The organism is Amycolatopsis stemonae, assembly GCF_054781455.1.
Window position 1 is genome coordinate 190,679 of record NZ_BAAGUJ010000012.1, and the last position, 19,414, is coordinate 210,092.

Genomic DNA, 19,414 nt, shown 5'->3' on the forward strand with positions numbered 1-19,414 from the left:
TCAGCCACCCCCGCTCGTCGCCGCGACCGTGGCCAGGACCAGGAAGTCGACCGACCCGGGTTCTTCGGTGACCGCCGCCGGGGTCGCGGCGGGGTCGTAGAACCGCAGCCGGCACCGGACCCGCCGCTGATCGTCCACAGTGGCCTCGGCCGGCACGGTCAGTCCCTTGTCCGAGGGCGGGATCCGCGGTGTCACATACACGTGCAACGACACGCGGCCGTCGGCGACCTCTTCGGGCGTCACCCCGGACGGCAGCGGTAGCACCATGCCGTCCGTCGCGCTGCCCGACATCGCCAGCACGCTGCCCGCCGAGATCTGACCGGAGAAACTGCCCGCGATGGTGAGGTTCCCGTTGGCCTCCACGGTCATCAGCGGGTCGACTTCGCCGGTGCCCTTGTACAGCCCGTAGACCAGCGTCGGCGCGTCCGATCCGGACAGCACCAGCGCGGGCTTCCCTTCCCCCACCGCGGGCTGGGTCCGCAGCGCGAGCGTGCCCGACCGGGCCGACACGGTGTCCGCGCGCACCCCGGCGAACCGCGGCGCGACCCCCCGGGCCGTCGGGAACACCGCGGTGAAGTGGCCCGCGGTCCACTGGACGAAACCCAGCAGCACCAGCCACTGGACCGGCGGGGCGGCCGGGGCGGCGTTCACGGCGGGTGGCTGCTGGTCGGCCACCAGCCGCTCGTCGCCGAGCCGCTTGAAGAGGATCTGGTAGGACTCCTCCACCCGCGTGGGCCCGGCCGAGCTCGCGCACGACGTCGGCCCGGTCGCCGGCTGCGCCCGGTCGGCGGCGGTGAGGAACACCGGGTACGGCTCGGTCGTCGGCCGGTCGGCGCCGTTGACGGCCTCGAAGTCCGCCTCCGACAGCACGACCGCCGCCGGCACCACGATCTCCCGGCCGGTCCCGTCGACCGCCAGCCCGGCCTGGACGCTCACCTCGACGAACCGGGCGTTCGTCGCCGGGTCGGTGCGGTTCTCGGTCGTCAGGCCGAGCCCGTCGGCGATGCCCCAGTCGTGCGCGAGGCGCGCGTGCCGGACGGCCGTCGCGCGGGCGTAGGCGACGGTCGCCGCCAGGTCCGCGGCGGCGAGCACCTGCCCTTCGCGGAACTCCGGGCGCAGGGGTCCGGTCACGACGTCTCACCCGACCGCGGCTTGCGGGCGGAGCTGCCGGACCGGCTCGTCGACGACCGGGTCCGCCGGGCCGGCGGCTTCGCCTCCTCTTCCTCCCCGGACTCCGGTTCCGGCGCGCTCTCCAGCTCCGAAAGCCGGTCGGACAGCCGTTCCGGCAGCTCGTCGCGCACCTCCGAGACCTGCTGCCGGGCGGTGTCCAGCTGCCCCCGCAAGGCCTCCACGGTCGCGACGAGATCGCTCACCTGACCGCGCAGGGCGTTGAGCTCCTGCAGGCTGTCGGTCACTTCGGCGGGCACGGTGTACACCTGCTCGCGCACGGGCTTCGGCACGGTCTCCCCCGGCGCCGGGGTCACCAGCAGCGTCCACATCTGCTCCAGCGGGCCGCTGCGCCGCCACTCTTCGAGCAGTTCGGGCACGTACGGGCGCGGGATCGGGCCCGACGCGGGCACGTTCGGGGGTTCGTACACCGGTGTCGGCTGGCAGCACACCTGCTCGGCGAAGTGCCGCAGCTGGTACAGCTTCGGCAGCCACTCGCCGTAGGCCGAGCCGCCCGGCAGCACCTGCTCCCGCGTCGCCGAGCAGACCCGCACGACGTCGCAGCCGTCCAGCTCCAGGTGCGCGAGCAGCACGTCCTCGTCGGAGCAGTCGACGCACGGCGGGTTCAGCGTCGAGCACGCCGCGTCCGTGACGAACCGGCGCACGGCCGTGGTCAGCTTCCCGGCCGCGTCCGCGAGCAGCCCCAGGTCGGCGATCGCCAGGTGCTGCGCCGGATCCGGCTCGGGGACCGGCAGGGGCTGCGGGACGGCGACCTTGCGGACGTCGTCGTGGAGCAGGCAGTCCGCGACGCCGGCGACCCGGTCCAGCCGGCCGAGCAGCCAGTCCCGGATCCGCACGAGGTCGGCCCGGAACTCCGCCTCCAGCACGTTGTTCAGCGGGGTGCCCTGGGCCAGCAGGCGGACTTCGAGGGGCGCGTCCGGATCGACGGTCGCGACCCGGCTCTTCGCCTCGGCCACGACCGACAGCGCGACCGACCGGTGCGCCGCCTCCGGCCACACGTCCTCGGCGTTCGTCCGGGCGAGCAGGTCGCAGGCCGAGCCGAGCACGCGTCGGGCGGCGTCGACGTCACCCAGGTTGTGCTTGGTGCGGAGGTCCTCCTGCCCGGCGGCGTCGTAGGTGTCGTACCGGGCGATGGCACTGGCCAGCGCCCGCACGTACTCGGTCATCTGCCGGGCCGCCGGTGGCTGCGGCACACCCTCGCCGCTCTGCTGCAGCAGCCGGAGGTTGTCGGCGTAGCGGACGGCGTCGGCGTCGGCGAACTCGATCGTCCGGGTGGACGCCGGGCCGGCGACGGACATCGGGTCCAGGTAACGCTCGAGCCGCCCGCTCAGCAGCCGGACCTGCTCGAAGGTGTCCTTGTCGCCGATCTGCGCCAGGAGCTTGGTCGCCGGGTTGAACCGGTGGTCGTCGCCCGTGTCGCACTTGACGACGAACCGGAAGCCCTCCTGCACCCGCGACGGCACGCAGCCCGGCGTCGGGCACGGCTCTTCGGTGGCGAACGGCGCGACCGGGTCGGCCATGCTCTCCTCGTACCGCACGAAGAGGCCGAAGTGGCGCTGGTCGTCGTCGCACGGGTCGCCGCAGTGGACGCCCGGCGACGTCACGCGCAGCTCGCGCACGAGGGCCTGCACGTCGACCTTTTCCTTGCAGGACAGCACGATGTCGTTGCCGCAGCAGTCGAGCGCGTGTCCCGGGTGGACGAGCACCGTCCCACCCGGACAGGAGTCGCACGTGACTTCGAGTCCGCAGACGACACCCGGGCCGGACACCATCCGGTTGTGCAGCCGGTCCTTCCCGGCCACGTAGTCGGTCAGCAGGGTGAGGTCGTCCTCGGTGAGCAACTGGCCCGCGAAGAACCGCGGCCGGGCGAACGCGGCCGGGAAGGCCGACGTCCCGCCGCACCCGCACCCGCAGTCGGTGGTGGTCATGACCGCTCCTCGGTGACGAAGAACCAGCTCTCGAAGACGTCGCCGCCCGCGCCGGTGCCGGACGTCCACGGCCCGATGCCGGTCGGCGGCACCAGGCAGCCGGTCGGGTCGGGCTCGGGCTCGGGGTGGTGGTCGTGGCCCGATTCCGCGTCGGCCTCGGCGGTCGCCGCGCCGACGAAGGGCACCCGGCCGCCGACGTTGGTGCCGTCGACCGGACGGCAGCAGTGGTCGAGGATGAACGCCGCGCGGACCGTGATCAGCACGCGGTCGCCGTCCTGCAGCGTCTCGCGGGTGGTCTGCCGGTACCGGAAGTGGTCGGTGAACTCGCCGTCCTCCGGCGTGGGTTCCTCGAACCGGCCGCCCATGTACCAGGTGTCGGCGTTGCGGCCGGCGCCGCCCTCGATCACCTGGATCTCCACGACGCCGCGGCGCAGGCTGTCGACGCGGACGCCGTCGGAGAAGTGGACCACGAGCCCGCCCCCGTCCTTTTGCGTGCCGAGCAGCTCCTTCGCCTCGTCCACCGTGTACGTGTGCCCGTGCCGCCAGTTGATCCCGGTGATCACGGTCGGCACGCGCCGGCCGAAGAAGCGGCGGACGTCCAGGTGGATCTGGTCCTCGCGGACCGGCTGGGCGAAGTCGACGTCGTCGATCCTGGCCAGCCACAGCACCTTGTGCTCGCAGGGCGTGCAGCAGGTCTCGCAGCGCTCGTCCTTCGGCGGTGTCTGGGAGGTGACGCGGACGCAGTAGGTCTCCTCGGTGTAGCCGAAGTCGCAGTCCGAGGTGTCCGCGCAGGCGGAGTTGAACACGGTCCGGGTCGGCTCGACCGGGCGCTCGGCGTACTCGACGCCGACCCACACCGTGCCGCCGGTGCGCTCGTCCTCGTGCAGGGCCTCCCACAGGTCGATCGCGCAGCCGCCCGGCACGACGATCTCGTTGCCGTCGCAGTCGACGCCGAGCCCGGCGGTGATGCGCACCTTCGCCTGGTGTTCCGCCTTCTCCTTGCCGTCCTCCGGTGGCGCGGGTTCGACGAACAGCCCGCACACCACGCCGTAGCCGAGCAGGCAGCGCATGCGCAGCTTCAGCTTCTCGCGGAAGTACTCCTGCTCGCGCTGGAAGTCGCGGGCGGTGAGCAACTGCCCGTGGAAGTAGCGCAGCCGGCGGAAGGGCTGCTCCGGTGTCGTTGCCTCGGTCATCTCTCTTCTGTCCTCTCAAGACACTCGCGTGTGGACCCCGACCGCGGACACCACACCGGCGCTCACCCCGTGGCGGGCGCCCCGTGGTCCGGGCCTCAGTACTCCGTCGTGGTTCAGGCGCGCGCCGCCCACCACGGGCGGCGGGAGCGGGACGAACGCGGTGTCCACCCCGACCGTCGACCGCGTGCCGACCACGAACCCCGCCCCGCCGGTGCGCACCGTTCCCCTCGTGTGCGCGGGCGCCTGCCGCACCACCAGGCGCCGCACCGCGTCCTCGTCCGCGGCCCCGGCCGGCAGCAGGACCCGGAACCGGTGGGCGTGCTCGGTGAGGGGATCGGTGTCCGGGTCGCCGAACGCGCGCAGCGGCGTCGCGCCCAGCGTCGAGGTGTCCAGGCGCAGCCGGGACGACGAGCGGCCGAACAGCCGCACCGAGCCGAGGCCGCGGGCGGTCGCCGGCTTCGCGGCCGCGCGCACCTGCGCCCAGTGGCGGTCGCCGGCCAGTTCGTCGATCACCGGCTCGACCCCGAAGACGATCTCGACGGCCTCGGACAGCCCGCACGGCGTGCCGCGACGCCGGTACAGCCGGGGCGCGGCGGCGATCAGCTTCCGGCGCGTCCCGGCGTCCCACCCGGCTTCGAACGACAACCCCAGCAGCCCGGCCAGCCACGGCAGCGCCGCGTCCGGCACCCCGGCCGGGTCGAGCAGCGCCGGGTAGCGCTCGACGACCCGGTCGATCTCGGCCGTCGTGGCGTCGAACAGGGACAGGAACCGCTCGGTGAAGTCGTCGGCGGCCGGGTCCTGCCGGAACGCGGCGGGCAGCAGGTCCGCGCTGGTGGAGCGCGGGAAGTCGAGCCGGATCCGGTGCAGGACCGGCGTCGCGGCGGAGTCGCCGGACAGCCGCACGCGCACGGTGAGGTACCGGCCCGGCGGCTGGTCGACGAGGAAGTCCGTGACGCCCGCGGGCGCGGTCTGCCAGTCGCTTTCGGCGAATTTGCCGTCCTCGGACACCACGACCGCCACCGACACGGCCGTGCCCGGCGGTACGTCCGCGCTGACCCGAACGCGGTGCCACCGGCAGCGCGAGATGCCGCTGTCGACCAGGCCGGTGGTGAACTCCCCTTGCGGCACGTACTGGCCGGCCCCGGGCGCGGGCTCCTCGCGCGGCTGTCCGGTCCAGTCGTAGCACGTCGTCACCTCGCCGTCGGGTCCCATCTCCCGCAGGCAGAAGCCGTCGTCGTCCGCGGCGACGAGGGTGCTCGGCGGCAGCGCCGCGGCCAGTTCGTCCACTGTGGACTCACGGAACCGGTGGTGGTCGCGGCGGTGGATGCGGAGCCGGCCGTGGTCCGCGGTGAGCAGCCAGATCGTGCGGCCGGGTCCGGTGCGGATCCCGATGATCTCGCCGTCGACGCCGGTCCGGACGACCTCGAGGAGCCGGCCGTCGGCGCCGTACCGCCGGAGCCGGTCGCGGGCGGCCACGAGCACCTGCTCGTCCTGGGCGAGCGCGACGACACCGGCGTGCCGGAGCCCGATCACGGCGGTCAGGTGATCGCCTTCGTTGCGCCACACGAAGACCTTGCCGGAGCCGGCGACGGCGATCCGGTGTCCCCGGGCGGCCACGGCGACCGGCTCGTGCAGCAGCCGCGGGTCGCAGCCGGGCGGCCACAGCGGCGGCCAGCCGCCGTCGCAGGTGTTCCGGCGCAGCACCCGGTTCCCGGACAGCAGGTACCAGCCGCACGGCGCGCAGCCCGGGGCCAGGCGCGGGTCGGGGAACCACGGCAGCAACTGGGTCCGCGTGGGCCCCGCCGGCGACGGGCCGTCGAAGGCCAGCCGGACGCCCGCCGGGTCGCCGAACCCGACGACGCCGGCCACCGCGGCCTGGTCCCACCCGACGACGTCGTCGAGCAGCCGGAAGGTGCCGGGGGTGGGGGTGCACGTCATGGGGACTCCTCCACCGGGATCAGCAGCGGCCGCTCCGGCCACACCAGGTCGTTCGGCGGGATCGCGTGGTCGGTGCACGGCGGCAGGCGCAGGCCGTCGACGGTGAGCGCGAGCCCGGACACCGCGAGCACGCCGTCGACGGCCAGGAGCCGCCGCACGAGCGCCGTGTGCCGCACCGCGCCGCCGAACGGCCAGCCGGCCCCGTTTTCCCCGCCCCGCACCGGGTCGAGGTACGTCGTCACCGCGTCGGACGCCCGCGCGAGCACGGCGGCGCGGTCCTGGCCGGCGTCGAGCAGGACCCGGGCCTCCACCGCCACCCGCCGGAACGCGACCGGGCCGGTGACGACCGTGATCCCGGCGGGCGCCACCTCACGGCCGAGGAAGTCGGCCACCGCACGCAGGGTCCCGGCGCTCGGCTCGGGCGGCTCGGTGGCGCCGTCCTCGATCGGCGGCACGACGAGGACTCCGACGACACCGGGGATGGGTGTGCCGGCGAAGTCCGGGTGCAGGCCGGGCACGCCGTTCGCGCGGGCGACCGACGCGCCCGGCGCACTCAGCGCCAGTAGGCCGTAGTCGGCGGGCGCGACGGCCCGGCCGCGGGACCGCAGCTCGCCGACGCCCCGGCGCATCACGTCGTCGTCCGGCTCGGCGTCGGTGCCGCCGGTGGCCGGGAATGGGTTGTTCACCCCGGTCACGAACGGCCGCGCGGTCACGACGCCGGTGATCGCGCCGGCCGCCACCGCGCCCGCCTTGCCGCCGCCGACGCGGTACCGCACGGCTCGCACGGTGCGGAAGCCCGGTGGCACGGGCGCGCCGTGGACGCCGTCGCCGAAGGTGACCACGCCGGTGTCGTAGTCGACGACGAAGACGCGGTCGTCCGGGCCGTACGCGGCGAGGCTCGGCACCTCCTGCCACGGCGCCGCGTTCTCGCCCGCGGTCCCGAACAGGTCGACGCCCGGGTCGTCGTCGACCTCGATGTCGACGGTGCCCGCGAGGACCGGGACCTGGCTCAGCCTCAGCTGCCGCTGCTCGGCCGGGGTCGCGGCGTCCTGGATCGGTTCCAGGGGCTCGTCGAAGATCGTGTGGGCGGCGGTGGCGGCGACCGTGTTGAGCCGCAGGCCCGACACCAGGGGCGGCGCGACCGTGAAGATGCCCTGCGTGACCTGCAGGCGCAGCCACCGCAGCGCCGGGCCGGGCCGCCTGGTCGGCGGCTGGCCGGTCGCCCACGTCCGCGGCAGCCGCAGCTCGATGGTGCCGCTCGCGCGCAACCCGCCGGTCTCGTCCCGGACGACGTCGGCGGGCACGAAGCGGCCGCCGTCCAGCACGTCCCAGCGCAGCACCGGCTGCGGCGCCAGGGGAAGCGGGGTGAGGCCGCCGGCCGACGCGGGCGCCGGGGCCGCGGCCGCGATCACGAATCCCAGCGACAGCGCCGGGAACGGGCCGGCGACGCCGTCGAGGCCCAGCCACAGCGCGTTGCCGGGCTGCGGCTCGGTGCCGAACGGCGCGAACGGGCGGCCCGGCCCGTTCGGCCCGAGCGGGACCGGCTCCAGCGCGCCGCCGCGCTGCACAGCGAGCACGCTCAGCGTGGCAGGCGTGGCATAGAGGTCGTGGTCGGTTTCGTAGACGACCTGCTCGCCGACGCCGGACGCGGCCGCCTGGAACCCGGCCGGGACCAGCACGGACGCGCCGTCCGGCGGCTTCACGGTGAACTCCAGCAACGCGGCCGCCGCGGTGGCCGGGCGGCGGCGCACGCCCGCGGTGTTCAGGTGCTCGGCAAGGATCTTCTCCGGCAGCCGGTTCACCCGGGTGAGCACGGGCTCGACCTGGGTGCCGAACAGCCGCACGAGCGCGACGCCGGCGTCCTGCCGGTCGGGGTTGGTCCAGTCCGGGGTGTAGCCCGGGATGCGGTCGCGCACCGCGCCGCGGACGGCTTCCCGCGTCGCGTCGACGAGTTCGGGCTGCACACCGGACGGCCCCGGGCCGGGCACGATGTGGCCCTCCTCGCCCGAATCGCGCGCCCACCAGACGTCGCCGGTCACAGCAAGCCCTCCCCCGGTTCGACGACGGGCACGACGTGCGTGCGCACCTCGCGGACGACCGGCAGGTCGCCGGCGCGCAGGGGCACGTCGTCGCAGGTCTCCGCGGGGTCGGCGCCGTCGATGCCGATCGCGACGGCGGCGACGTCCGCCAGGTCGCCGAGCGCCTGCTGCGCGGCCCGCAGCAGCCCGGACGGCCGCAGTGCCTCGCCGAACGGCCACCCGGTCCCGTCCTCGCCGCCCACCAGCGGGTCGAGGAACCGGCGCAGTGCTTCACCGACCACAGTGGACACCTTGACGCGGTCGGCGGGGGCGCCGGCCAGGTCGACCCGCAGCCGGACGTCCCGGTAGGCCGGGACCTTCACGAACACCTCGGCCGTCAGCAGGCGGGTGCCGGCGAGCCGGCGCGCGACGGCGGCCAGCGCGCCCGGATCCGGTTGTGGTGCCGGGACGAAGTCGGGCGCGGCGAAGTCCGCGCGCGGCACGGCGGGGACGAGGTGGACGGTCACCGCGCCGGGCACCCGCGCGCACGGGAAGCCCGGGTGCTCGCCGACCGAGGCGTAGGCCCGCCCGACCGCGACGCCCGGGGTGGTCACCGCCAGGGTGACGTAGTCGCCGGGGGTGACCGCCCGGGTCACTTCGCCCAGTGCGCCCGCCGCACGGACCCGGGCCTGGGCGACCGTCTCCGGGTCGGCGCCGCCCTCGGCCTGGACCGGGTTCGCACCGCGCACGGGCAGGGCGTTGTCGACCGGCAGCCAGTTGTCGGTGAGGCCGCCGTTGCCGTCCTGCCCGCCGCCGATCGTGTAGTCGACGCGCAAGTCGCCGGACCGCAGCGGGATCCGGCCGGTGAGCCCGTCGCCGAACTCGAGCGCGCCTTCGTGGCGGTCGAGCAGGAAGACCCGGTCGCGGGAGGTGCCGAAGGTGAAGTCCACCGCGGACTTCCAGTCTTCACCGCCCAGGTCCAGGGCGGCGGTCAGCAGCCGGTCGGCCGCGTCCGGCAGGACGAGCCGCTGCTCGGGCAGCTTCAGCCAGTCGCCGGTCTGGTCCGCCAGGCCGGTCACCGTCCGGCTCTCGACGTGCCGGGCGGCCGACACATTGACCGTCAGGCTCAGCAGCCGCGGCGCCGACGCGTAGGTGGCGGCCTTGGTGGACACCGTCAGCCCGCGGGCCGTCGTGGACCAGTCCTCCGGCGGGCGCAGGCGCACCACGCCGGAGCGCCGCAGCCCGCCGGTGCCGTCCTGGACCTGTTCGAACGGCCCGGAGGCGTCGCCGCTGGGCCGGAACCACGACCAGGTCAGCTCGGCCGGTGGCGCGACGGCCACGTCCGACGTCCACGACGGCGGCAGCGCCGAGTCGAGTTCGAAGAGCAGCGACAGCCAGCCGGACGCCGGGTGGGCACCGTCGAGCGGCAGCGTGAAGCGCGCCGACGCGGGCGCGCCGTCGCTGCCGAGCAAGGGAACCCCGCGGCGGGCGAGGAGATCCGCGGTGCGGTCGCGGTCGGTCACCACCGTGACCTCGCCCGCCACGGGGAAGGCGGTGACGTCGTCGTCGAGGGTGAACCGGATCGCCGCGGCCGGGTCGCGTGCCAGGACCGTTCCCTGCGGAACCACGGTCGGCTCCGGCGAGCCGGTGGTCAGCGCGAGGACGGTCGCCGCCGGCTGCGCCGGGCGCGGCGGCTCCAGGTCGAGGAGTTTCAGGATCGCGACGACCAGTTCGTCCGGGGCCTGGTCCAGCCAGTAGAGCCGCTGTTCCAGCAGGTACGCGAACAGCTCCAGCAGCGTGATCCCGGGGTCCACGGGCGCGTGCAGCGTCCACGTGCCGTCGGACTCCGCCGGGATGCGGCGGGTGACGGCCGCCATCAGGTCGGCCCACGTGAGGTCGTCGAGCTTCGGCACGGGCAGCGTCACGGCGTGCTCCCCGCCAGGCCGGCGGAGAACGGGAACACCAGGTTGGCCTTGGTGTTGGTGCGCCGGATGCGGTACGCGACGGAGACCGTGACGCGGGATTCGCCGGCCGGGTCGGCCTCGGCGAGCACGGAGTCCAGCTCCACCCGCGGCTCGAACTTCCGCACCGCGTCGGCGATCGAGCGTTCCAGCTCGCGCAGGTTCTGGACGCTGCCGGGCGCGAACACCGACTCGCTCACCGTGGTGCCGAGGTCCGGCCGCATCACGCGCTCGCCCGTCGCGGTGAGCAGCAGCGCGCGCAGGCAGTGCTCGATGCTGGTCTCGCCGACGGCGTAGGACAGCCGGCCGGCCTCGTCGGGCACGATCGGGAACCGCCAGCCGGTGCCGAGGAAGGGCTCGCTCACGTCGCCTTCACCTTCTTCGCGAGCACGGACGGCGGGAGCGGCGTCGCGGGACCGGTGACACCGCCCGGCGCGGGGTGGGTGTGCTGGACGAACGCCTGCAGCAACGCGTTGCCGAGCACGACCGGCTCGGTCGAGCCGCCACCGAGGTCGACGTCGCTCGCCTTGACCGTCACGGTCTTGGCCTCGACGGTGATCTCGCCGCTGTCCTTCAGCACCACCGTCGCGCCCGACGCGGTGCTGATGGTGATCTCCTTCTCCTTGTCGTCGAAGAGGATCCGGTGCCCGGCCTTGGTGCGGACTATCTTCTGGTCCCGGCCGTCGTCGTGCGCCGTCGGCGGTTTCTTCTTGCCGTTGTAGAGCCCGCCGAGCACGTACGGCTGCCGCATGTCGCCCTGGAAGAACGCGACCAGCACCTCGTCGCCGACCTCGGGCACGAACACCGAGCCGTAGCCGCCGCCGGCGTGCAGCTGGCTGACCCGGGCCCACGGGCTGATCGACGCGCCCTTGTCGAACCAGTAGTACTTCACCTTGACGCGGCCCTCGTCGTCGCCGTCGTTCTCCACGACCTCCGCGGGCGCGACGCCGTAGTAGCGCTGGTCGTACTGCATGGCGCGTGGCATCGCCGTCATTGCTTGTCCCCCTGGAAGATCTTCCGCCCGGTGAACGTCGTGAAGAAGCCGCTGGTGTTGAGGGCGTGCTCCACGCGCTTGACGAAGTAGGTGCCGGAGAACCGCTTGCCGAGCCCGAAGATCTCCAGGTTGTCACCCGGCCGCAGCTCCGGCAGCCCGGCCACCCGGCCGGTCGCGGTGATGAACTCGTAGGCCTTCTCCCGCAGCAGCGCGATGGCCAATTCCTTGGCCTCCTCCTGGCTGAGCACCGGCGCGTCGACCACCACTTCCTGACGGCCACCCGCCGCGGTTTCGGCCGCCTGCGGCCCGCTCTGCCCGTCGGCCGAGTTCTGCCCGCCGGGCAGGTCCTTCGCCGTCGCGACGTACTCGATCGGCTCGGCCTTGACCGGGTCCCAGCCGTGCACGGTGAGCTGGCTGACCTGGTTGGAGATCGTCATGGTCGGTGTGAAGTCGATGAGGTTGGGCACCAGCCCGGCCGGCTGCGCGGTGGGCCCGGTCGCCAGGCCCGGGGCGTAGGCGAGGCGGAACAGCCGGATCGGGCGGCTGTCGCGGCCGTCGGTCGGCTTGACGAAGTAGAGCGTCTGCGTGCTCGTCTCCGGGTCGGGCAGGATGTAGCAGTCGAAGTCGATCCGCTTGGCCCGCTCCATCAGGAACTGCGCGTCGGACTGGTTCTTCTGCACCACGAGGTCGTGCGGCGGGCCCTCGTGGGTCGTCTTGAACGCCAGGTGGTTGCGCCGCGCGATCTGCTCGGCGATCTCCCAGTCCGTCTTCCCGACGAAGTTCTTGTCCTCGTCCTTGGTGGGCTTGCGGTCCTTGAGCGCGAGCATCCCGTCGACCCCGGTGATGGAGACGGTCGGCGACGCGCCGTCCGGGAACTTCGGGGCCAGCGAGCTGATCGTGCCGGTGGCGACGGTGAACAGCTTGTCCGCGTAGCCCAGCCGGACGGAGACGAGCGTGCCGATCTGCAGCTGCGGCGAGTCGCTGTGCTTGAACTTCAGCGCGACGTCGTCCCAGTTGTTCAGCTCCAGGTCGAAACCGGACATCTCGTCGAGGTCGCGGTGCACCTTGAGGTCGATGATGTCGTTCTTGGTCGACGCGTCGGCCTGGAGGCCCGTGATGACGACCTCGAACTCGGGCGCGTACCGGTCGGGGTCGGCGATCTCGGGCCGGGTGCCCGCGGGCGCGGTCATCTCACTCCCCCTCTCACGGCAGCCGGGGCACGGTCAGCACCAGCCCTGGCCGCAGGTCGCGTGGATCGGTGATGCCGTTGGCGCGCGCCAGCTCCCGCCAGGCGTCCGGTCGCCGGTACACCGCGGCCGAGATGCGGTCCCAGGTGTCGCCGCGCCGGACGACGTAGCTCTTCTCGACCGTCGGCGACGTCCGCGGCGGGTCGAGGTCCTGCTCGCGCGCCGGCCGGTACTCCTTCAGCGTGAGGTCGAGCTGCGCGCGCAGCGGCACGCCGTTCTTGGCGAACAGCACGTAGTTGACGTCCAGCTTCTCCACCACGCCCCGGAACACCGTCCGGTCCCAGACGAACTTGACGATCGGCGGGGCGTGCAGGCTCTGTTGCGGCCGCATCAGCCGCCGGATGTTGTCCACATAGGACTTGCGGACGTCGGCGAGGGTGTCGGAGGTGTCCACCAGCGCCTGCACGGTCAGCGACTCGCTGCCGCCGCGGATGTACTGGATGGGCGGCGACTCCAGGCCGGGGATGGTGATCTCGGCGAAGGTGTTGCTCTTGCTCAGCTTGTAGTCCGTCGGGTTGAACTTCAGCGGGATCCGCTTCGGCACGCCCTGCGGGTTCGCGGGCTGCTCGATCTCCAGGTGCGCGTCGGCGCCCTGGCTCACCGCGGAGAACGGGGTGACGCTCATGCCGGGGCTCCCCCGCCGATCTTGCGGTCGTCGTCGCTGCGCTCCGCCCGGGCGCACTCCTGTTCGTAGAGCCGCGCCCACGCCTGGATGTGCTTGTTGAACAGGCTGGTGAACAGGGCGCCGTCGTCGCCTTCCACCTGGAACCGCACCTCGAGGTTGTGGATGATCAGGTTCTTGGGCACGCTGTGTCTCCTCAAAGCGCTGTCCTCTAGAGGACGGCCGTCAGGCCCTCGTGGGCGATTTCCAGTGACTCGACCGCGACCGCGCTCTGCTCGCCGTGCAGGTCCGGCCCGCTCCACCTGGCGGCCAGCCCGCCGTGGAAGATCCACGACTTCGCGGGCACGCCGGCGTCGTCGAGCATGATCACGGCGCCGTCGCGGCGGGCGCCGAGCGAATCGTGCAGGCCGGTCTCGTACCAGGACCACAGCAGGCGGTCGCGGACCACGCCGCGCTTGAGCGTGATCGGGTTCCACGAGTGGCGCAGCGGCAGCCGGTGCACGGTGTCGTTGCGGCCACCTTCGGCGTAGGTCACCACCTCCAGCTGCGCCCCGAGCCCGGTGACCTCCTGGAACGCGCCCGCGGCGACCACCGGCAGCAGCAGGGCCTGCGCCGGCGGCAGGTAGACGTCGGCCGCCGACAGCGTCACGACGAAGCGGAACTTCGGCAGGGGCTCGTTGAGCGCGAGCAGCTGCTCGACGGGCGTGGTCACTCCTCGATCACCTCCAGACCGCGGTCCTGGCCCAGCACGAGCCGGAGCCGGATGAACTCCATCGGCACGGCCGGTGCGACGTCGATCTCGCACACGACCTGCCCCGGGTCCTGCTCCGGCGGGTTGTTCGAGTCGTCGCACACCACCTGGAACGCGTCCTCCGGCCGGGTGCCGGCGAGCGCCCCGGTCCGGAACGCCTCCAGCAGGACCGAGGTGATCGCGCGGACCAGCGACAGCCGCAGCTCCGGCGAGTTCACCTCGAACACCAGGGGCGCGGCGGCCCGCCGGACGGCCCGCACCAGCAGGTGCAGCAGCCGGCGGTGGGCGACGTACACGCGGCGTGGGTCGGGCGACAGCGTCCGCCCGCCCCACACCACCAGGCCGCGGCCGCGCAGGCAGCGCACGAGGTCGACGTTCGCGTCGAACAGCCGCACCTGCTGGGCCTCCGGGTACTCGACCTCGAGGTCCACCGCGTCCAGCAGGGTGGCGTTCGCCGGGGTGACCGCGGCACCGCGCTCGGCGTCCAGCCGGGCGATGAGGCCCGCGACGTGCCCGGACGCCGGGACCGTCCGCAGCCCGGCGCCGTCGAGCGAAGGCGCCCGCAGCGGTGGGTGGTACACCGCCGCCGCGGCGAGCAGCGCCTCGTCGCCGAAGCCCGCCAGCGCGCCGGCCCAGGCCACCACGTCGTCCACTGTGGACTTGTCCGGCGGGACGTCCAGCAGCACCAGCCGGTCCAGCAGCGGTGCCACCGTGCCCAGCAGGTTCAGCACCAGCTCCGTGTGCTCGGTCCCGGTCAGGTCGGCGCCGAGGTCGGGCAGGGCCACCAGCGCCGGTTCCGGCAGCTCGGCCTGCGTGGTCACCACCGACGCGTAGTCGTCGCGCCCCGGCGGGCTGTCCGTGCCCCCGGACAGCGTCAGCTCCCACGCCATCGAGAGCGGTGCGTCCGGCGGGATCGGCGCCGCCCCGGCCACCGGGACCACCCGGATCAGCCGGGACGCGGCGACGCGGCCGACCACCTCACCGGGGGCCATCCCGGCGAACGTCTCCGCCGGCTCGCCGGGCACGAGCACCCGCACGGTGACCGCCGGCGGGCCCGCGACGCTGCTGCCGCGGTACCGCACGCTCACCCGGCCGCCGTTCGCCCACGCGCCGGGACTCGCGGCCACCACGAGGAAGCCGTCCGTCCACAGTGCACTGGCCGGCGTGGCGGGCCCGGACACCCGCAGCACCCACGCGGTGCGGCCGTCGTTCTCGAAGAACCCGCGCAGCGCGTACGGCGTCGCCGACGTGCCGTCGGGCGGGCCGAACGCGCCGACGACGTCGTTCCAGCTCTCGACGCGGACGGGCGAGCCGACCGGTCCGCGCCGGGTGCGGCCGAGGAACACCGCCACGTCCGTGCGCAACGGCTCGTCGTCCGAAGCCGCACGGTCGAAGGTGAGGGAAACGCCGGGAAGCGCCGCGCTGGTCATGTTCCTGCTTTCACGCGTCGATCAGGAGGCTCTCGACGGCCAGCACGAGCGTCTCCATGGCGATCTCGTTCTTGGTCGCGTTGAACGACGGGCCGGTGTACTTCGTCGGCCAGGCCCGGTCGAAGTTCCAGCGCATGACCTCCTGGCGGTTCTCGTCGAGCATGACGATCGAGCCGGACGTGCGCCGCACGCGGCCGTCGAGCGCTTCCTTCACCCAGTTCCAGAAACCGACGTGGCCGGTCACCCCGCGCTTGAACGTCAGCGCGCTCGGGAACTTCTTGAGCCCGACGAGCTTGCGGACCGTGATGTCCTCGCTGCCGGTGCGGTACTCGATCACGGGCAGCTCGACGTCGAGCCCGCTGGCCTCGGTGAACGACCCGCTCACCGCGACGCCGTCGTCGCTGACGTTGGTCACGATGACGAGGAAGTTATACGCGGCATAGGGATCGTCCCGCGTCACTGGTGGCATTTCCGTTGCCTTTCGGGTCAGACGAGCTGGGGCTCGCGGGTCTTCTGCTGGATCCGGAAGATCACGAACTCCGCCGGGAACACGGGGGCCACGCCGATCACGCAGATGAGCCGGCCGTTGGCGATGTCGTCGTCGGTCATCGTGGAGCGGTCGCAGTGGACGAAGAACGCCTCGTCCGCGGTGGTGCCGGCGAGCGCGCCGCCGCGCCAGACCGTGGTGAGGAAGTTCGCGACCGTCTGCCGCACCAGCGCCCACAGCGACTCGTCGTTCGGCTCGAACACGACCCACTGGGTGCCCTCGTCGATCGACTCCTCCAGGAACAGGAAGAGCCGGCGCACGTTGACGTACTTCCACGAGGTGTCCGAGGACAGCGTGCGCGCACCCCACACCCGCTGGCCGAGGCCGGGGAAGAAGCGCAACGCGTTGATGCCGCGCGGGTTCAGCACGTCCTGGTGGCGCTTGGTGACGTCCTGCGCGATGCCGTCGGTGAGCCGGATGCCGCGGATGACCGCGTTCGCCGGGGCCTTGTGCACGCCGCGTTCGGTGTCGGTGCGGGCGTAGATCCCGATGACGTGCCCGGACGGCGGCGCTTCGACGAACTGGCCGGTCGAGGGGTCGTTGACGACCAGCCACGGGTAGTACAACGCCGCGTACTTGGTGTCGAACGGCTCCCGGAACGCCTGGATGCCCTCGATGTCGAGGCCGTCCTGCGGGTCGAGCACGGCGAACCGGTCCTTGAGCTGCTCGCAGTGCGTCACCAGCGCGGATTCGACGGTGCCGGACCAGACGCCAGGCACCGCGCAGATCGCGACCTCGTCGATGTCCTCCAGGGCCACGATGCCGGTGCGCTTGCCGCTCCCGCCGTCGGTGCCGACGAAGTCGCCGACGTCGAGCCCGTCGAAGGCGTCCGTGCCGTCTTGGTCGAGGGTGAGCCAGGCGCCGGTGCGCGGGGTGGGGAACTTCGCGGGGTCGGTGCTCAGGCCGGCCAGTGTGGTGGCCCGCACCAGCCGCGACTGGCTCGCCAGCGTGCCCACCACGGTCCCCGGCCCGGCGCCGGTCAGGCGCAGGTTGCGGAACGTCTCGGTGACCGAGCCGCCACCGGGGTCGGTGAACCGCGTGTCCACAGTGGACTCGATCAGCAGGACCCTGGCGGTCTCGAAGACGAGCTCCGGGGTGTTCGCGTCGAACGTGACGACGTCGTCCGGCTGGATCGACACGACGTTCAGCGTGCTCAGCCGGTCGCCCGTGTCGAGCTGGGTGGCCGCGGCCTCGTACAGCCGGCTGGAGCCGCTGACCCGCAGGACCGGGCCGGCACCGGTGTTCGCGCGGCGCACCCGGCGCACGGTGAGGCCGGCCTTCCACGGCGCGTGCGTGGTGCCGTCCGGGAAGGTGAGCGTCACCTGGCCGTTCGCGGGCTGCGCGACGGTGACCTTGAACCGCCGGTCGCCGATCAGGATCCAGACGTCGGCGGGCAGGTCGTCGGGGTCGAGGCCGGGCACGGCGTTCACCTGGATCGACGCGGCGTCGCGGTCGGCGTCGGCGGCGACCGCGGTGACGAACAGCGGCCCTTCACCCGGGTCCGCCAGCACCGGCAGCGAAGCGCTCACCGACGGCTGGATCCGCACCTGCGCGGTCCTGCCCCAGGACCCGGCGCTGGAGGCGGTGAACTGCAGCGCCGGCGTGGTGTCGCGCGCGCCCTTCTGCACGTAGTCGCCGCGGGCCGCCTTCACCTCGGACGCCAGCCCGGTGGCGAGCGTGACCCGCCCGGAGGCGGCGTCGTAGGCGGTGATCGTCGCGGTGCCGATCTCGACGTTGTCGCTGCCGCGGACGACGGTGACGTCGTCGCTGCCGGTGAAGCCGACGACGTGGCCCAGCTCCAGCGTCGTGGCGCCGGCGGCGGCGTCGCGGGTGACCGGGCTGACCAGGCCGGAGCCGACCGTGCCGGACGCGGCCAGCGCGCCGCCGCTCGCGACCCGCTTGACGTAGAGGCGCTGACCGCCGTTGTCGAAGAAGCCCTTGACCGCCAACGGGAACAGCCACCAGCGGCCGCCCTCGGCCGGGTTTTCCGCCCACTTGTCGCGGATCGCCGGCTCCGGCTCGGGCAGGAACCCGCCGAATGTCGTCCGGAACTCCAGGAAGTTCGTGACCAGCTTCGGCTTCCCGTCGGTCGGGCCGCGCTGGGTGACCCCGACCATGCCCGCCGTGCTGGTGCTCACCCCCGCGATCGGCCGCGGCCCCGCGTCGACCTCCTCGACGTAGACGCCGGGGCTCAGGTATTCGGGCATGGTTTTCGCTCCTTCTCTCCTGCTAGGCGATCTCGATGACGTGCCGCCGGTCGCGCTGGGCCGGCAGCCGGACGTCCAGCGCCCCGGTCCGCCCCGGCCGTTCGGTGGCCGTGAGGTGGAAGACCTGCTCGGGCGGCGGCCCGGTGACCGGGTCGCCCTCCCAGCGCAGGGCGAGCCGGAACGCGCCGTCGGCGTTGGCCAGGGTCCGCTCCTGCCACGCGACGCCGTCCCGGCTCGTCGTGCCGCGCGCCTCGACCAGCGCGTTCACCACCGGCGCCCGCGTTGCCCGGTCGAGGACGACGCCGTACACCGTGCGGACGCCGGGCCCGTACGGGAACGCCACGCTCGGCAGCAGCCGGACCAGCCGCGGTTCGCTGCCGGTGGCGGGCGGGGTGTCGTCGTCGTACGGCGGCGCGACGAACTCGACGCCGGCCAGTGCCGCGTCGAAGTCCGCGCCGTCCGCCGGGTACAGCGGTGCGAGCCCGAGGGCGGAGAAGCGGACGCGGAACCGTTCCGGCTCGGCGCCCGGCCCCCGGCGGCGGCCGAGCTCCGGGTAGGCGATCGCGGCGCTCGGCGTGCGGATCGCCGCCGTGTCCTGCGGCACCCAGGTGTTCGTGTCCGGGTCGAAGCGGTCGAGCGCGGCGGCGACGTCGGCGGACCGCGCGCGCTGGGCGAATTCGTCGAACGGGACGAACCAGGCCGGGCTGTGCAGGACAGAGGTCTCGACCGGGTAGAAGCGCGTCATGGCAGGGTCGCCCCGTTGATCGTGCGGCTCTGCACGAGCCGGAGGTCGGAGACGTCGAGCGAGTCGAGGTTGACGACCCGGACCTCGTAGTTGAGCGACAGCCGGTACGGCTTCTGGATCGCGTACCAGATCCACGACTTCTGGTCGAGGGTCAACGGCGTGAGCGTGAACTGCAGGGCCTCGGTGGTGCCCGCCAGGCTGCCGGTCAGCTCTTCGCCGGTCCAGATCGCGTCGTCGTAGAAGACCTGCAGGGCGCGCCCGATCATCTGGTGCTGCGTGGCCTGGCTGCCGCCCCACGGCGTGATCAGGTAGCGCAGCAGCAGCGCCATCGGCGGTTTGCGGCTGGTGGGCGCGGCCGGCGGCAGCGACCGGACCGGCGGCCGGTTGCGGGAAGTCGGGTCTTCGGCGATCTCGTACAGGAAGACGGTGAGCGTGGCGCGGCTCGGCCGGTCCTCGAGGTCGCTGAGCACCGCCGTCGGCGGGTCGTTCGGATCCAGTCCGCGCAGCGCCGCGGTGAGCCGGTCCACGATGATCGTCGAAACGTCGGCGACGACCCCGAAATCGCCCATGCCAGTCCTCCCCTGCGGCACGCGCTCCCTCGTGCCGGGCCGCAGCATCGCAGGGGTGGCGTGGCCGGACCGCGAT

Annotated in this window: 17 protein-coding genes; all 17 read right to left on the reverse strand. The window is 73.4% G+C overall.

The window, feature by feature from the left end; all coding sequences use genetic code 11:
- From ACYVLJ_RS35525 to ACYVLJ_RS35605, 17 genes are read right to left on the reverse strand one after another with little or no spacing between them, the layout of a single operon-like run.
- Positions 1-1,131, reverse strand: a complete 1,131-nt coding sequence (locus ACYVLJ_RS35525; protein ID WP_460441980.1) for a hypothetical protein — start codon at positions 1,129-1,131, stop codon at positions 1-3.
- The gene (locus ACYVLJ_RS35530; RefSeq protein ID WP_460441981.1) at positions 1,128-3,116 is read right to left on the reverse strand and encodes a coiled-coil domain-containing protein; all 1,989 of its coding nucleotides are present in this window, start codon (positions 3,114-3,116) and stop codon (positions 1,128-1,130) included. The genes ACYVLJ_RS35525 and ACYVLJ_RS35530 overlap by 4 nt, the downstream gene beginning before the upstream one ends.
- Positions 3,113-4,309: a hypothetical protein gene (locus ACYVLJ_RS35535; RefSeq protein WP_460441982.1), complete on the reverse strand. Its 1,197-nt coding sequence runs from the start codon at positions 4,307-4,309 to the stop codon at positions 3,113-3,115. Before ACYVLJ_RS35535 ends, ACYVLJ_RS35530 begins: the two co-directional genes overlap by 4 nt.
- Positions 4,310-4,324: 15 nt before the next feature.
- Positions 4,325-6,247: a phage tail protein gene (locus ACYVLJ_RS35540; RefSeq protein ID WP_460441983.1), complete on the reverse strand. Its 1,923-nt coding sequence runs from the start codon at positions 6,245-6,247 to the stop codon at positions 4,325-4,327.
- Positions 6,244-8,286: a baseplate J/gp47 family protein gene (locus ACYVLJ_RS35545; RefSeq protein ID WP_460441984.1), complete on the reverse strand. Its 2,043-nt coding sequence runs from the start codon at positions 8,284-8,286 to the stop codon at positions 6,244-6,246. Before ACYVLJ_RS35545 ends, ACYVLJ_RS35540 begins: the two co-directional genes overlap by 4 nt.
- Positions 8,283-10,190 carry a baseplate J/gp47 family protein gene (locus ACYVLJ_RS35550; RefSeq protein WP_460441985.1) on the reverse strand — a complete coding sequence of 636 codons (1,908 nt, stop codon included), beginning with the start codon at positions 10,188-10,190 and terminating at the stop codon, positions 8,283-8,285. The genes ACYVLJ_RS35545 and ACYVLJ_RS35550 overlap by 4 nt, the downstream gene beginning before the upstream one ends.
- Positions 10,187-10,591, reverse strand: coding sequence for a GPW/gp25 family protein (locus tag ACYVLJ_RS35555; RefSeq protein ID WP_451976681.1), 405 nt, complete (start codon positions 10,589-10,591; stop codon positions 10,187-10,189). Before ACYVLJ_RS35555 ends, ACYVLJ_RS35550 begins: the two co-directional genes overlap by 4 nt.
- Positions 10,588-11,220 carry a phage baseplate assembly protein V gene (locus ACYVLJ_RS35560; RefSeq protein ID WP_451976678.1) on the reverse strand — a complete coding sequence of 211 codons (633 nt, stop codon included), beginning with the start codon at positions 11,218-11,220 and terminating at the stop codon, positions 10,588-10,590. Before ACYVLJ_RS35560 ends, ACYVLJ_RS35555 begins: the two co-directional genes overlap by 4 nt.
- Positions 11,217-12,410, reverse strand: coding sequence for a phage late control D family protein (locus ACYVLJ_RS35565; RefSeq protein WP_460441986.1), 1,194 nt, complete (start codon positions 12,408-12,410; stop codon positions 11,217-11,219). The genes ACYVLJ_RS35560 and ACYVLJ_RS35565 overlap by 4 nt, the downstream gene beginning before the upstream one ends.
- Before the next feature lie 13 nt (positions 12,411-12,423).
- Entirely contained in the window at positions 12,424-13,092 is a 669-nt protein-coding gene (locus ACYVLJ_RS35570; protein ID WP_451976672.1) for a CIS tube protein, read from the reverse strand.
- On the reverse strand, positions 13,089-13,274 hold the full coding sequence (locus ACYVLJ_RS35575; RefSeq protein ID WP_451976669.1) for a putative phage tail protein: 186 nt from the start codon (positions 13,272-13,274) through the stop codon (positions 13,089-13,091). Before ACYVLJ_RS35575 ends, ACYVLJ_RS35570 begins: the two co-directional genes overlap by 4 nt.
- 26 nt (positions 13,275-13,300) lie before the next feature.
- Positions 13,301-13,801 carry a phage tail protein gene (locus ACYVLJ_RS35580; protein ID WP_460441987.1) on the reverse strand — a complete coding sequence of 167 codons (501 nt, stop codon included), beginning with the start codon at positions 13,799-13,801 and terminating at the stop codon, positions 13,301-13,303.
- The gene (locus tag ACYVLJ_RS35585) at positions 13,798-15,270 is read right to left on the reverse strand and encodes a phage tail sheath family protein (protein WP_460441988.1); all 1,473 of its coding nucleotides are present in this window, start codon (positions 15,268-15,270) and stop codon (positions 13,798-13,800) included. The genes ACYVLJ_RS35580 and ACYVLJ_RS35585 overlap by 4 nt, the downstream gene beginning before the upstream one ends.
- 10 nt (positions 15,271-15,280) lie before the next feature.
- Positions 15,281-15,739: a phage tail protein gene (locus ACYVLJ_RS35590; RefSeq protein ID WP_451976660.1), complete on the reverse strand. Its 459-nt coding sequence runs from the start codon at positions 15,737-15,739 to the stop codon at positions 15,281-15,283.
- Positions 15,740-15,756: 17 nt separating this feature from the next.
- Positions 15,757-18,024, reverse strand: a complete 2,268-nt coding sequence (locus ACYVLJ_RS35595) for a phage tail sheath C-terminal domain-containing protein (RefSeq protein WP_460441989.1) — start codon at positions 18,022-18,024, stop codon at positions 15,757-15,759.
- 22 nt (positions 18,025-18,046) lie between these two features.
- Positions 18,047-18,769 carry a carboxypeptidase regulatory-like domain-containing protein gene (locus tag ACYVLJ_RS35600; RefSeq protein ID WP_460441990.1) on the reverse strand — a complete coding sequence of 241 codons (723 nt, stop codon included), beginning with the start codon at positions 18,767-18,769 and terminating at the stop codon, positions 18,047-18,049.
- Entirely contained in the window at positions 18,766-19,338 is a 573-nt protein-coding gene (locus tag ACYVLJ_RS35605) for a Pvc16 family protein (protein ID WP_451976651.1), read from the reverse strand. Before ACYVLJ_RS35605 ends, ACYVLJ_RS35600 begins: the two co-directional genes overlap by 4 nt.
- Positions 19,339-19,414 lie beyond the last annotated feature (76 nt).